The 13,499-nt window shown below is 60.9% G+C and carries 11 protein-coding genes and 1 pseudogene; all 12 read left to right on the forward strand.

Going from position 1 to position 13,499, the window contains the following annotated elements:
- Window positions 1-133: 133 nt before the first annotated feature.
- Entirely contained in the window at window positions 134-5,314 is a 5,181-nt protein-coding gene (locus HMPREF0372_RS14220; protein WP_007493905.1) for a SpaA isopeptide-forming pilin-related protein, read from the forward strand.
- 68 nt (window positions 5,315-5,382) lie between these two features.
- Complete coding sequence (locus tag HMPREF0372_RS14225; RefSeq protein WP_007493906.1) at window positions 5,383-5,724, forward strand: DUF3852 domain-containing protein; 342 nt, start codon at window positions 5,383-5,385, stop codon at window positions 5,722-5,724.
- 14 nt (window positions 5,725-5,738) lie between these two features.
- On the forward strand, window positions 5,739-6,626 hold the full coding sequence (locus HMPREF0372_RS14230; RefSeq protein WP_007493907.1) for a conjugal transfer protein TrbL family protein: 888 nt from the start codon (window positions 5,739-5,741) through the stop codon (window positions 6,624-6,626).
- A gap of 108 nt (window positions 6,627-6,734) precedes the next feature.
- Window positions 6,735-7,172, forward strand: coding sequence for a hypothetical protein (locus tag HMPREF0372_RS14235; RefSeq protein WP_007493908.1), 438 nt, complete (start codon window positions 6,735-6,737; stop codon window positions 7,170-7,172).
- Window positions 7,173-7,231: 59 nt separating this feature from the next.
- The gene (locus HMPREF0372_RS14240; protein ID WP_007493909.1) at window positions 7,232-7,498 is read left to right on the forward strand and encodes a hypothetical protein; all 267 of its coding nucleotides are present in this window, start codon (window positions 7,232-7,234) and stop codon (window positions 7,496-7,498) included.
- Window positions 7,491-8,075 (forward strand): hypothetical protein, encoded by a 585-nt coding sequence (locus HMPREF0372_RS14245; RefSeq protein ID WP_007493910.1) that lies wholly within the window; start codon window positions 7,491-7,493, stop codon window positions 8,073-8,075. Before HMPREF0372_RS14240 ends, HMPREF0372_RS14245 begins: the two co-directional genes overlap by 8 nt.
- Window positions 8,068-9,903, forward strand: a complete 1,836-nt coding sequence (locus HMPREF0372_RS14250; RefSeq protein ID WP_007493911.1) for a VirB4 family type IV secretion system protein — start codon at window positions 8,068-8,070, stop codon at window positions 9,901-9,903. Before HMPREF0372_RS14245 ends, HMPREF0372_RS14250 begins: the two co-directional genes overlap by 8 nt.
- Entirely contained in the window at window positions 9,903-10,985 is a 1,083-nt protein-coding gene (locus HMPREF0372_RS14255) for a M23 family metallopeptidase (protein ID WP_007493912.1), read from the forward strand. Before HMPREF0372_RS14250 ends, HMPREF0372_RS14255 begins: the two co-directional genes overlap by 1 nt.
- Before the next feature lie 6 nt (window positions 10,986-10,991).
- Complete coding sequence (locus HMPREF0372_RS14260; RefSeq protein WP_007493914.1) at window positions 10,992-11,591, forward strand: hypothetical protein; 600 nt, start codon at window positions 10,992-10,994, stop codon at window positions 11,589-11,591.
- A gap of 2 nt (window positions 11,592-11,593) precedes the next feature.
- Window positions 11,594-11,854 (forward strand): DUF6103 family protein, encoded by a 261-nt coding sequence (locus HMPREF0372_RS14265; RefSeq protein WP_007493915.1) that lies wholly within the window; start codon window positions 11,594-11,596, stop codon window positions 11,852-11,854.
- Window positions 11,841-13,298, forward strand: coding sequence for a hypothetical protein (locus tag HMPREF0372_RS14270; protein WP_007493918.1), 1,458 nt, complete (start codon window positions 11,841-11,843; stop codon window positions 13,296-13,298). The genes HMPREF0372_RS14265 and HMPREF0372_RS14270 overlap by 14 nt, the downstream gene beginning before the upstream one ends.
- Window positions 13,295-13,499, forward strand: a pseudogene (locus HMPREF0372_RS20805) (hypothetical protein); the annotation flags it as partial. The gene HMPREF0372_RS14270 and the pseudogene HMPREF0372_RS20805, both read left to right, overlap by 4 nt.

The raw sequence follows: 13,499 nt of genomic DNA on the forward strand, positions 1-13,499 counted from the left end.
GCAGTAAAAGAGGTGGATTACCTATCGCTATAACCAGTACGGCGTACCCCAAACGGTTCCCGAGGGGGAGAGTATCCGTTATCTGGCTGAGGAGAAGGCCAGCGATCCCAAGGTAGTGGGGCTGATTGCCAATATGTACCCCCACCGCTCCTTGGAGGAACTGGGGCTGGATAACAAATATCAGGCCTTTTACGCCGGCAAGATTGCCCTGTGGTGTTACCTGATCCCCGAGTGGGACATCAACGACATCACCGTGGCCCCCGGCCTTACCGGCTCAGAGCGGACAATTGGAGAAAAGCTTCTGGATGCCACAACCAGGATTTATACCCAAGGCATGACCTGGGATCATGTGGCTGAACCCCAAATTACGGTCACTACAGACCGGGAGCAGGCGTACCCTGTCACCCTTGATGGAAAAGCATATCTCCAGCAGGTATTTACTGCCACCTCGGATACTTGGGTGGTAAACCATATCGTCAATATCCAGTTTCAAAATCCCGGTGACGTACCTGATGGCACCAGAATTACAGACATGAACGGACAGGATATTACCCAGGTCAAGGTCTCCAATACCGGAGACGGCTACAGTGGACAATTTAAGGTGCTGTATCCGGCGGCCAGCGTGGAGGGACGGAGCGGCAGCGTTCAGCTTACCCTTTCTGCTGATGTCTACCGCTACGCCGTTTATTATGCCCTCTGCCAGGAAACGGATGAATACGGCAAGCTCCAGAGCTATCTTTGCGATACCGATCCCCAAACCAGCCTGCTGCGAAACGCCATCTCTAACTATTCGGATACCGACGAGCCGGATGACCCAGACGAGCCTACGCCCCCTCCCAGCGAAACCGCCCTCAAGATCACCAAGTATGAGGCGGGCACTACTGTCACCCTCTCCGGTGCCACCTTCGAGGTGGTGGGCCCGGACGGGGACACCATCGGCGTCTACACCACGCCGGAATCCGGTTCCATCACTATCCCTCTCACCGAAGTGGGCAATTACACCATCTATGAGCGGGTACCCCCGGAGCATCACCTGCTGGACGAGGAGCCGGTCAAACAGGTCACCGTGAAGTACGGGGAAACCGCCGAGGTGGACTTTGAAAATGAACCCTACGGCGACCTGCGTATCGAGAAGATCGACGCTTCCACCGGGGCCAGCCTGGCGGGAGCCAAGGTACAGATCAAGCACATCGAGAGCGGCGCCACCTATACCGGTACCACCGACACCGGCGGTTCCTATACCTTCACAGAGCTGAAGCCTGGGGCATATGAGATTTTGGAGCTGGCCGCCCCGGAGGGGTGGGAGCGGGATCCCCAGACCTATACCACCACTGTGGTGGCAGGGGACTGCGTCACCTACACCCTGAAGAACGAGGCCCTGCCCGGCCTGAAGATTATCAAGTACGACCGCCTGAGCCATGAGACCATGCCCGGCGTCACCTTCCGTATCTGGCGGGATGGGGAGCTGCTGGGGGACTATGAGACGGATGCCCTGGGAGAAATCCTGCTCACGGACTGCCGGCCGGGCACCTACCGCGTCCAGGAGGTGGACACTGGGGACAGTGGACATCTGGTGGATTCCACCCCGCAGGAAATTGAACTGAAGGCCGGAGACAGTATTAAGGAGCTCTACTTTTTTAACGACCAGAAGCCCGGGATCTGGCTGGTCAAGGTGGACAGCGCCGACCCGTCCAAGGTGATCCCCAACGCCAGGTTCCGCATCGAGGCGGTAGACGGTTCGTGGGGCCCGGCGGAGTTCACCACCGACCAGAACGGCGAAATCGACCTGTCTGAACTGCCCACCGGAGCTTATGTGGTGACGGAACTGGACTGCCCGGGCTACATCATCGACGAGGCCCAGCGCATCATCCATCTGGAGGCCAACCAGACGGCCCGGTTCGTGTTCACCAACTCTGTGAAACCCTCCCTGAACCTCATCAAGCTGAGTTCGGACGGTTCCCGGCTGGCTGGGGTCACCTTCCGCATCGCCAAAATTGAGGACGGCACCCACTACCTGGACCGCACTACCGACGAGAATGGCGAAATCCAGATCTCCGGCCTGGAGCCGGGGGTGTACTCGGTCAAGGAGCTGGACACCACCTCAGACCACATCATCGACCCGGTGGAACGCCATGTGGAGCTCTTCCCCGGCAAGACCTCCACCATCATCCTGGAGAACGATATCCGGCCCAATCTGACGGTGGTGAAGCGGGATGCCGACACCGGGGAGCCCGTGCCGGATACCGTATTCCTGGTGGAGGCGGCGGACGGCCACAGCGTGGATGAAATCAAGACCGGGGCAGACGGAACGGCAACCCTGGAAAATCTGCTGCCCGGGGTGTATCAAATTTCAGAAAAATCGGTTCCCTCCCCTTATCTCATGGATGCGGAGCCCCAGTTGGTCACCCTCTATCCCAACCGGAACCACACCGTCTATTTCGAGAATCACAAAAAGCCCACCCTTACCATCCAGAAGGTAGACAGCATCACCGGCAGCCCCATCCAGGGGGCCAAATTCCAGCTCTGGTACGGCAGCAATGGCACCGACACCGGCGAGCTCAACAACCTGGGGATCTACTTCACTGACGCCAGCGGCCAGATCGTGTTGGAGGGTCTGCGGGACGGCTGGTACAAGGTGACGGAGCTGGAACCCGCCCCCGGCTTCACCATCAAGGAGCCTGCCACCCAGGAGATCTATATTGAGGGCGGCGGAAACAAGTCTCTGACATTTGAGAACGTCCCCCTCAACGCCATCGTGGTACACAAGACGGACAGCGTCACTGGCGAGGCCCTGGGCGGGGCCACCTTCCAGCTCCGCTACCTGGGAGGCGCCTCCGGTACCGGCGGCACCATGATCGGACAGAAGGTGACCGGCTCCAACGGCATGGCCATCTGGACGGGCCTGAAGCCAGGATCGTACATCGTGGAGGAGGTGGATCCGGCGGACGGGTACAGCATCATCCAGTCCTCCGAGACCGTCTACCTGGCAGACAACGGGGAGCAGAGCGTCATCACTGTCCGCTTTGAAAACATGCCGGACGGGAACCTCCTGATCCGCAAGGTCTGCGCTACCAATCCCAGCGAGACCCTGCCCGACGCGGAGTTCAAAATCACCTATGCGGACGGCACCCTCATTGGGGACAGCAACGGAATTTTTAAGACAGACGAGAACGGCGAGATCCTGATCTCCGGCCTCCAGCCCGGAAAGAGCGTGGTGGTGACGGAAACCCAGGCCCCTCCAGGCTACCTCATCGATACCCAGTCCCAGACCGTGCAGATCAAAGAGGGCCGGACGGTCAGCCTGACCTTTAAGAATCAGCCGAAGGGTGAGCTGATCATCCAGAAACGGGACAGCGCCACCGGCCAGCCGCTTCCCGGCGCGGAGTTCAGAATCACGACCGCCGCCGGCTGTGAGGTGGGCCTGGATGGGGTGATCGGCGACAGCACGCTCACCCAGAACGGTGTGTTTACCACTGACAACAATGGCGAAATCCGCGTAACCAACCTGGCCCCCGGCGCCTATGTGCTCACGGAGATCAAGGCGCCCCAGGGGTACGTCATGGATGCCCCCTCCACCAATGTGGTCATCGGAGAGGGCGGAGACACCCAAACGGTGGTCATCACCAACACCCCCAAGGGCGGCCTTGTCATCAACAAGCTGGATTCCGTCACCCATGAGCCCCTGGAGGGGGTAGAGTTTACCATCACCGAGGCGGACGGCACGGTGGTGGACGACAACGGCGGCATGACCTCCAGCATGGGCCTCTACCGCACTGACGAAAACGGCCAGATCATGATTGACGGTTTGGTGGGGACATTCCTCGTCACAGAGACCAAGACCATCGAGGGCTACACCATCCATGAGGAAACCCGTACCCAAACGGTGGTCATCAACCCTAACGACACCCAGACCATCACGGTGTATAACGACCCCATCGGCGGCGTGGAAATCATCAAGGTCAACGCGGATGACACCAGGGAGCGGATTCCCAACACTACATTTGAAATCCGCCGTATGGACGACGCCCTGGTGGATACCGTGACCACCGACAAAAATGGCCGGGTGTTCCTGGCCCTGGAGAATGGATCGTACTATGCCGTGGAAACCGAGAGCGCGGAGGGCTTCAAGTTGGACGGCACTCCCCATTATTTTGAGGTCAAAAACGGAGAAACCACAGTCCTACAGGTGGAGAACACGCCGGTGAGCGCCATCCTCATCCACAAAACGGACAGCACCACCGGCGAGGGGATCTATGGGGTGAGCTTCCTGCTCTACGACAGCGCCAATACCCCCATTGGCCAGTACACCTCGGATGACCGGGGGTACGTACTGATCGAGGGTCTGGAGGCCGGCCGGTATTATCTCAGAGAGTTAGAGAATGAGGGCTATGTCCCTGACACGGAGAAAAAGACCGTCTATGTGGAGTCTGGGGAGACCACGGAGATTGAATGGCAGAATACCCCCATCACCGGGCAGATCCAGATAACCAAGACCTCCGCGGACTACAACAGCGTTAACGGCTGGCCCGCCGGCACCCCCATCCCCGGCACAGAGTTTGAGATCTACAACGCCCGGACCGGCAACTTGGTCGATACGGTTGAGACGGACAAGAACGGCGTTGCATCCTCCCGGCCGCTGCCCCTGGGCCGGTACAAAATCGTGGAGTCCAGGGCCGCGGACTTTTACGGCCTGGACAGGACCCCCATCGAGGTGGAGATTGAGTTTGCCGGGCAGATCGTCAAGGCGGCCATGACCAACAAGAGCATCTACACCAACGTGTCCATCCAAAAGACCGGCTATGTGGAGGTCATGCCCGGCCAACAGATCCGCTACGATTTCAGCGGCATCGGCAACAACTCCACCACCAGCCTTACATCGTTCTATTGGCGAGACACTCTGCCCGGCCAGGCGGTGCGGCTGGACAAGATTGTCACTGGCACCTACAACGTGCCGGGCAATTATAAGGTGGTCTACAAGACCAACCTGAGCGGCGGCACTTGGCGCACCTTGGCGGACAACCTGAGCACCCAGCAGAACTATGTACTGGACGCCTCCAGGGCTGCCCTGGGCCTGGCCTCCAACGAGTACATTACCGAGTTCATGGTATCCTTCGGCGTGGTGCCCGCCAACTTCCGGCAGGTGGAGGCGCCCCAGGTCTATGCCACCGTTTACGCCTGGCTTACCGGCGGCAGCCAATTCGTCAACCAGGCGGATGTGGGCGGCGTGTACAACGGCCAGTGGATTATGGCCACCTCCCGGTGGGTGACCAGGGTCTACAAGCCCGCCGAGCCCCTGCCCCGCACCGGCTATTGATTCCAGCAAACTATCGTTAGAAGGGCCGCCCCAGTCGGGCGACCCTCCAATTTTATGGAGGTGTCAGAATGAGTATCAGAAAAAAGGGAATCCAGGTGCTGCTCCTGGCCCTGACGGTGGCCGCCCTGTGCATGGTCCCAGCCTTCGCCTCCTCCGCCGGCAACGTGGCGGACGCCGTAGAGCAGACCTGGACGGATGCCGCCGGCCAGATCAAGACTGTGGTGGATACTGTGGTGTTCCCAGCTTTGAGCCTGGTGCTGGCCATCGCTTTTTTTGTCAAACTCGCAATGGCGTATTTTGATTATCGGAAACATGGCCAGTTTGAGTGGACGGGCCCCGCCATCCTGTTCGTCTGCCTGATCTTCGTGCTGCTGGCCCCCAATTACATCTGGAATATCGTAGGCATCTGAGGCGGTGAAGGCGAGTGTTTATTTGGGACTTTGTGGCCAACCCGGTGATGGAGTCCATCCTGGACTGGTTTTACAGCCAGATGGTGGGCTTCCTGGGCGCCTTCTTCGCCCAGATGGGAAACATGGGGGTGGAGCTGTTCGACCTCTCCTGGGTGCGGTCAGTGGTGCGCTTCTTCTCCCAGTTGGGTTGGGCTCTCTTTGCCGTCAGCGTGGTGGTATCTGCCTTTGAGTGCGGCATTGAGTACGCATCTGGCCGGGGCAATCTCCAGCAGCCCGCCCTCAACGCCATCAAGGGCTTCTTTGCCGTCAGCCTGTTCACCACTGTGCCCGTCCGGCTGTACGCCCTCTCCGTCTCCCTCCAGGGTACCTTCGCCATGGAAATCACAGGGGCGGGAAAGAGTATCGGGGAGCTGGGGAACGAGATCCTCACAGATCTGGAGGGCGCCGGCCTGATGGACATCGCCGCCCAGGCCAAATGGGGCCTGGGCACTAACCCCATCATGCTCCTCTTTGCCATGATCCTCATGGCCTATGCGGTGATCAAGGTGTTTTTCAGCAATCTCAAACGGGGCGGCATCCTGCTCATCCAGATTGCCGTGGGCTCCCTGTACATGTTCTCCATCCCCCGGGGCTATACGGACGGCTTCACCCAGTGGTGCAAGCAGGTCATCGGCCTGTGCCTCACCGCCTTCCTCCAGGCCACCATTCTGGTGGCGGGGCTCATGGTATTCAGTGACAAAGCCCTCCTGGGGCTTGGCCTCATGCTGGCCGCCGGAGAGGTGCCCCGCATCGCCGGGGCCTTCGGCCTGGATACCACCACCAGGGCCAACATCATGAGCGCCGTCTACACCGCCCAGGCTGCTGTCAACACCACCCGCACCATTGTCCAGGCCGTCAAATAGCATGTTGTTTATGCTTGGTTTCCGGCGAGATCTTTGTTGGTGTTGGTGATGGCTATTGGCGGGTGAGATCGGTATACTTGCGTTACCATAAGAGGAGGGAGCTGCGATATGGAAGAAAAAGTAAAGAACCTCTGTGCTCCCATCCCTGCTGGGCTCCACGCCCGGGTGCGGGAGGAGCAGGAGGCGTCCGGCCAGACCCTGGGCCAGTACATGACCTGGCTGATCCAGACATTCTACGATAATCAGAAGGAGGAAACTACGATGAGCGGAGACAAGAGAACGGTAGCATTCCAGGTGCCCGGCGAGCTGTTCGAGAAGTTCAAGGACTACTTGCAGGAGCGGGGTATCAAACAAAACGCATTCTTCCTAGACTGCATCCACAGGGCCCTGGCGGAGGGTCAGGAGGAATGTGAAGCTGCAGGGGATACCGCCAACGAGGGACACGCGGAGCAGGAGGGCCGCATCCTGGAGGAAGCCGCCGCAGAACCCGAGGGGGAAACAGATGGATGTGACGAGGATACGGAAGAAAGCAGTACAGAAGAATAAACTGCAGGAAGGGACCTGGCCGGACAGGCTGGGTCCCTTCCTGTTTTGGAGGTGTTTTCGTGTTCATCTACCCAGACAATCTGAAGGCCAAGGCCACCCTGTGGCTGTGGCAGCTGCGGGACGTGGCCATTATCGGGGTGGCCTTTCTGCTCTCTGTATTGGCGCTGGCCCAGACGGGGACCATGCTGTCCCTGGTGGGTACCGTGCTGTACGCCTTCCTCGCCATCCAGGTGGAGGGCTCCAGCGTCCTGGACTTCCTGCGGCGGGCGGCCTGCTTCCTGTTCCTGCAGCAGCAATACTATGAATGGGGGCAGAACAATGAATAGAAAGGAACAGCAGCTCCTGCGCCAGCGGCAGACTACCCGGCAGCTCATGGGTGTCACCCGCCTGACGGAGCACGGCGCGGTGTGCGGCAGGGACGAACTGCTCTTCTACCTGCTCCGGCCGGACAATCTGTCCATCCTGTCCCCGGAGGGCATCCGGGGCCGGGTGCGGGCCCTCACCGGGCTTCTCCAGGGGATGGCATCCCTGGAGCTGCTGGCCCTGGACTCCAGGGAGTCATTTCTAAAAAACAAGCAGTATTACCAGAGGAGGCTGGAGGAGGAACCGTCCCCCGCCCTGCGGGAGCTACTCCGGCAGGATATGGAGCACTTGGACGCACGCCAGTCCTCCACCGCCGCCTCCCGGGAGTTCGTCCTGGTCTGCCGGCTGGACAGCAAGGCCGCGGAGGATCGGGAGCTGCCCCGGCGGCTGGAGAAGCAGATCCAGGATCACGGCTTCCACGTCCGCCTGGCCGGGGAGCAGGATGTGAAGCGCATCCTGGCGGTGTACTACCAGCAGGACATGGTGACCGAACACTTTGACAGCATAGATGGAGAGAGGTGGGTGACAGAGCATGGCTAAAAGTCAGAGAAAGCAAAAGAAGCCTGTGGAAAAACCAGCGCAGCTCTTCCAGCCCAAGGACTTTCTGGACCTGATTGCCCCAGCAGCCGTGAAGTTTAACACGGACTCCTATGTGCTGGGCGGGCTATACCGCTGCGTCCTGGCCCTCCGGGGCTACCCCGCCGCCACCGAGGAGCTGGCCCTACTCTCCCACATCTGTAACCGGGCCGGCGTCACCCTCCATCTCTATGCCCGGCAGGTGACAGCGGCAGAGGAGGACGCCATCTACCACAAAGCCGTCAACAAGAACCGGCTGGATCGGAGCAATCAGGATAACCTGAAGCGGAGTGTCACGGCGGAGGCCAACCTCCAGGATGTGGCCGCCATCATTGCCGGCGCCCGGAAGAACCGGGAGCCCCTCATCCACTGCGCCGTGTTCCTGGAGCTGGCCGCCAAAACCCCCGAGGAGCTGCGGCTGCTGCGGGACGAGGTGGGCGCCGAGCTCACCCGGGCCAAACTCAGTGCAGATCCCCTGCTCCTCCGCCAGCGGGAGGGCTTCCTCTCCGCCAACCCGGCGGGGCGGAACGCCCTGGGCGCCCAGTTTGAGCGGGTGCTGCCCGCCAGCTCCACCGCCAACCTGTACCCCATCAACTACTCCGGCCGCAGCGATCCTCACGGGTTTTACATCGGCAATGACCACTATGGTGCGGACATCCTGCTGGACCTGGACCGCCGCACACCGGACAAGACCAATTCCAGCGTGCTCATCCTGGGCAACTCCGGCGAGGGCAAGAGCTACCTGCTCAAGCTGCTCATCTGCAATCTGCTGGAGAGCGGCAAGACGGTGATCTGCCTGGACCCGGAGCAGGAGCTGACCTGGCTCTGTGGCAAACTGGGTGGCTGTTACGCGGACCTCATGGGCGGGCAGTTCCGTATTAACTTTTTGGAGGCCAAGCGGTGGGATGTGGATGGAGAGGACAATCCAGACGCGCCAGAGGCATTCCGGCAGAAATCTCCCCTGTCCCAGCACATCTCCTTCCTCAAGGACTTTTTCCGGGCCTACAAGCCCTTCACCCACCAGCAGATCGATACCCTGGAGCTGATGCTGGAGCGGCTGTACCGGAAGTGGGGCATCTCGGACAAGACGGACTTCTCGGCCATGGGGACGGAGGACTGGCCCATTGCGGAGGATCTGTACGCCGTCCTGGAGGACGCCTACGAGCACTATGACCGGGAGGACAGCCCGCTGTATCCCAGGAAACTGCTGCAGGAGCTCCTGCTGGGCCTCCACTCCATGTGCCGGGGGGCGGAGAGCGTCTACTTCAGCGGCTACACAAACATCACCAGCGCAAGGTTCCTGGTGTTTGGGGTAAAGGATCTGATTCATGCCAACTCCTCGGTCAAGGACGCCCTGCTCTTCAATCTGCTGTCCTACCTCAGCGACCAGCTCCTTACCAAAGGCAGCACCGTGGCGGCCCTGGACGAGCTCTACCTCTGGCTGTCCAACCTGACCACCATTGAGTACATCCGCAACTGCCTCAAGCGGGTGCGCAAGCGCAATTCCGCCCTGATCCTGGCGTCGCAAAACCTGGAGGATTTCGATATCCAGGGCGTGCGGGAGCTGACCCGCCCCCTGTTTGCCATCCCCACCCACCAGTTTCTCTTCCATGGCGGCAAGGTGGACAAGAAGTTCTACATGGACAACCTGCAACTGGAAAGTGCCGAGTACGACCTGATCAGTTCCCCCAATAACGGTGTCTGCCTGTTCAAATCCGGTGCGGACCGCAACCTGCTGGACGTCCACGCCCCGCCCCACAAGCATGCACTGATCACAGGAGGCGGAGGATAATGGCCGCTCCAGCCCTGGTGCTCAAGGCTGCCGCATCTATTCTCGCCAATGAAAAGAGCCGGAAGGCCGTGGGGTGGGTGCTGATAGCCGTACTCTCTCCCATCATTCTCCTTCTGGCCTTCTTCTGCACCACCTTCTCAGGTGGGGCGGAGCACAACCGCACTGTGGTGGACCTGTGCTTTCGCGGTGGGGCCGTCCCGGAGGGTGCCCCGGCGGAGTATCAGGCATACATCCAGGAGATGCGGGACAGCTTTGCCCTGCTGGATGCCGCCATGCAGGCCGTGGAGGGGCAGATGGAGGAGGGGGACGGCCTGGATGACGTCCGGGTCAAGGCGGTATTCTTCGCTCTGTACTTCGGCGCGGATGACCCGGCGGCCCACGCTGGACAGGCCTTTGTGGATTGCTTTGTCACCTATGAGGAGCGCACCCGCACGGTGACCACTGTGGATGAGGACGGCAATGAGGTGGAGACCCAGGAGACTTATACCGTGGCCGTCCCGATTTCAGACCTCCAGGAGATTTATCAAAATATCGGACAACTTACCGGAACGGAGGTCACACCGGAGCAGCAGGCCAATGCGGACAGCGTCTACAACATTGTGAAGTATGGCGTGTCCACTGGAACGGAGGGCTGGATCCCCGGCGCCGACGTGCCCTTCATTGGGGCGGACGGCTTCTGCTCCCCCATTGGTGCCGGGTGGGAGAGCCGGGTCACCTCGGAGTTTGGATACCGGCGGGATCCCTTCACCGGGGAGACCCGGGGCCACACCGGCATGGATTTGGCGGTGCCTACCGGCACTCCCGTCCGGGCCGCCCTGCCCGGCACCGTCACCGCCGCCCAGTACCACAGCAGCTATGGTTACTATGTGATGATCGACCACGGCAGCGGCCTGTCCACTCTCTACGCCCACAATTCCCAACTGCTGGTGCGGGTGGGCCAAACGGTGGAGACTGGCGACATCGTATCCCTGTCCGGCAGCACCGGCCGGTCTACCGGCCCGCACCTTCACTTCGAGGTGCGGGCCGACGGACAGAGAACAAACCCCAGATACTACCTGCCAACCACATCATACGAGGAGTGAGAGAATATGAACCCAATCCAGAATACGGCTTGCCTTATTGCCGCCTATGAAACGGCGGCGGGGCTGCCGGACAGCGAACGGATCACCCGGACAGATGGCACATGGAGGCCAGGGGTGACGGAGCAGCAGGCGGCGTCACTTTACCGGCAGGCACAAGCCCTGCTGGCTCCGGAGACCAAGCTGCTCTCCATAAGCCGCGAGTCGCTGATCGACCAGATGCGGGACGCTTTGCTGTCCAGGGAGCTGTCCGTGGGAGACACGGTGCTCTTTGCCGCCACAGAACCCTACGCAGGCCCCGGCGATTTTACCCTTCGCGCCGGCGTCATTCGGTCCATCGACCCGGAACGCAAAACCTGCTCCGTACAGGGACGTTTTTTCCCGATGGACGATGTTCCTCTCCACTATGTACTGGGGCGGTATGATTTGGACTTGCACGAGACGCACTACGGCGTCCCCTGTGTCCAGCCTCTGCTGGGTGAACACCCTGAGCTGGCGGAGCGGTATCTGCGTGAAGCAGAGGCCCGGTGGAACACCCTATGCGGGCAGCCTGCAGCTTCATCCGAGGTTCCGAAAAACACAATGCAGACGATGGGAGGCATGAGCTGACTATGGAAAAAACGGAACTGACGGTGAGCATGGAACCGGAGCGGCTGGACGCGCTCCGGTATTTTCTTGCCGCCAAGAACAAGCGCACGCCCCAGAAGGAGCTCCAGCGGGCTCTGGAGGAGCTGTACGAGGCCTACGTCCCGGCGGAGACCCGGGCCTACCTGGACGCCCGGTGCCGGCCGGACAGGCACCGGACCCGGCGGCCAACTGCGGCCAAGGCCACACAGATGCAGAGGGAGGAAGCGGCACATGGAGACCATTGAACTGAGCGGCCGCACTGGCCAGGAGGTCTATGAGGAGCTGAAGCACCGGCTGGAGGGCATGGGCTATCTGCCGGACGAGTATTTTCTGCTGGACGCCGACTGGGAGGACGGAAGGGTGATCCCCAGGAATGCGGATCTCTTCTGTGCCACGGACTACGGGGACAGCGAGGGGATTTACCTGGATGTGTACCTGAAGTGGTACGGGGAGGACGGCAAGCCTGTGATCAAAAGCTTCGCCACGGGCAAGACCCTGGGCGAGAGCGGTTCCGACATGGACCGGATGTTCCTCATCTCCTCCGCCATCACCAAGGCATTTCACGGTGAGCGCGGCGCTTATGCCAGATTCCAGAGTCAGGAGGACGGCACAAAAGCGGAAGGCGTGGTGCTCCATCTCAGCCCGAAGGAACAGCGGGTGCTCATGGACGCACTGCTGGAACAGCGGATGCGGCAGGAGGAGCAGATGACGGGTACCGAACAGCTCCTGCGCCGCATGGCGGGCAGCATTACCGCCTACATGGACGAGGTGGGCGCCCGCCCCCTGCGCATGAGCACAGCGGACCGGGCCCTGCTGGCCGTCCGGGATGGGGAGCTCTATGCCTTTTCCTCCCTGGCAGTCCAGATCTCGAAGCCGGAGGAGCGGGGCAGCCTGCTGGCCGCGGCGGCAGGCAGGCCAGGCCCAGTGGGCAGACGGATGGCCAAACTGATGCTTGGGACAAAGTCACCCTACCCGGAGGACGTCTGGCTGGACGCCTGCAAACGGGCGGTGGACACCGGGGATCTCCAGCGGGTGCAGATGATGCTGGACCGGACAATGGACAAGGTGACCGATCCGTCCCCTGCCCTGCCCGGTGAGGTGCTGCGGTATGCCTACCTGCAAAACCCCGCCATGGCCAGGGAGCTCATACGCTGGGCTCCACAGGAGCAGGCTGCCGCCGCCCCCATCGGTCTGCTCTATGACGCCGCCAGGGCCTGTGACCTGCGCACCCTCACCAATCTGATTCGGAAGGGGCTCCAGCCGCAGGGCAGCGCCGCGCCCGCCCTGCGGCCTCTGATCTCCAGGGGCAGTGAGTGGATGGCGGTGGAGCTGCTGCGGTCTGTGCTCCAGGTGCGCCAGGATGACTATGAAGCCCTGGATGCGTGCCTGCGGGAGCACGCGTCGTCAGCGGCGGAAGCCCTGCTGGAGAATGGCGTGGAGCTGGACGGCTATGCGGAGTGGGCGGCAAAACGGAACATCCTTCTGGACGCGCAGGCCAAGGAGATTCTGGAGGTATTGAAGCTCCAACACGGCCAGATACAGCAGCAGAACGATGGCGAGGCCCCCACCGAAGCCCAGCACAGCGGGTTCGGTGGGGAGAGGAGTTCCGGCGAAATGAGTGAGCCTTGCCCACAGGGCGAGGCGAAGGGTATGGAGCGCGGAATGACGATGGGAGGGATGAGCCTGTGAGTGTTCCCGTACTGACCCACCGCAGGGATCTGCGGCCGGGGGATCTTATATTCCCGGAGGAGATCCTGCGCATCGGCCGCACGCTGGATTTTCAGCTCGGCTGTGTCAGCAAAGAAGTTCAGCAGGAGATGTTTGGCCAGGAGCTGGATACCAGTTCACTGTGTGATTGGCTGAACCTCCATACTGCCTATGATTTTGCGC

This window comes from Flavonifractor plautii ATCC 29863, from assembly GCF_000239295.1.
GTDB lineage: Bacteria > Bacillota > Clostridia > Oscillospirales > Oscillospiraceae > Flavonifractor > Flavonifractor plautii.

What these genes read in the sequence shown, in the direction of transcription:
- HMPREF0372_RS14255 (WP_007493912.1), top strand. Translation starts at nt 9,903, where the DNA reads ATGGCCGCTCCAGCCCTGGTGCTCAAGGCTGCCGCATCTATTCTCGCC.
- HMPREF0372_RS14270 (WP_007493918.1), top strand. Translation starts at nt 11,841, where the DNA reads ATGGAGACCATTGAACTGAGCGGCCGCACTGGCCAGGAGGTCTATGAG.
- HMPREF0372_RS14235 (WP_007493908.1), top strand. Translation starts at nt 6,735, where the DNA reads ATGGAAGAAAAAGTAAAGAACCTCTGTGCTCCCATCCCTGCTGGGCTC.
- HMPREF0372_RS14245 (WP_007493910.1), top strand. Translation starts at nt 7,491, where the DNA reads ATGAATAGAAAGGAACAGCAGCTCCTGCGCCAGCGGCAGACTACCCGG.
- HMPREF0372_RS14225 (WP_007493906.1), top strand. Translation starts at nt 5,383, where the DNA reads ATGAGTATCAGAAAAAAGGGAATCCAGGTGCTGCTCCTGGCCCTGACG.
- HMPREF0372_RS14265 (WP_007493915.1), top strand. Translation starts at nt 11,594, where the DNA reads ATGGAAAAAACGGAACTGACGGTGAGCATGGAACCGGAGCGGCTGGAC.
- HMPREF0372_RS14250 (WP_007493911.1), top strand. Translation starts at nt 8,068, where the DNA reads ATGGCTAAAAGTCAGAGAAAGCAAAAGAAGCCTGTGGAAAAACCAGCG.
- HMPREF0372_RS14220 (WP_007493905.1), top strand. Translation starts at nt 134, where the DNA reads ATGTACCCCCACCGCTCCTTGGAGGAACTGGGGCTGGATAACAAATAT.
- HMPREF0372_RS14260 (WP_007493914.1), top strand. Translation starts at nt 10,992, where the DNA reads ATGAACCCAATCCAGAATACGGCTTGCCTTATTGCCGCCTATGAAACG.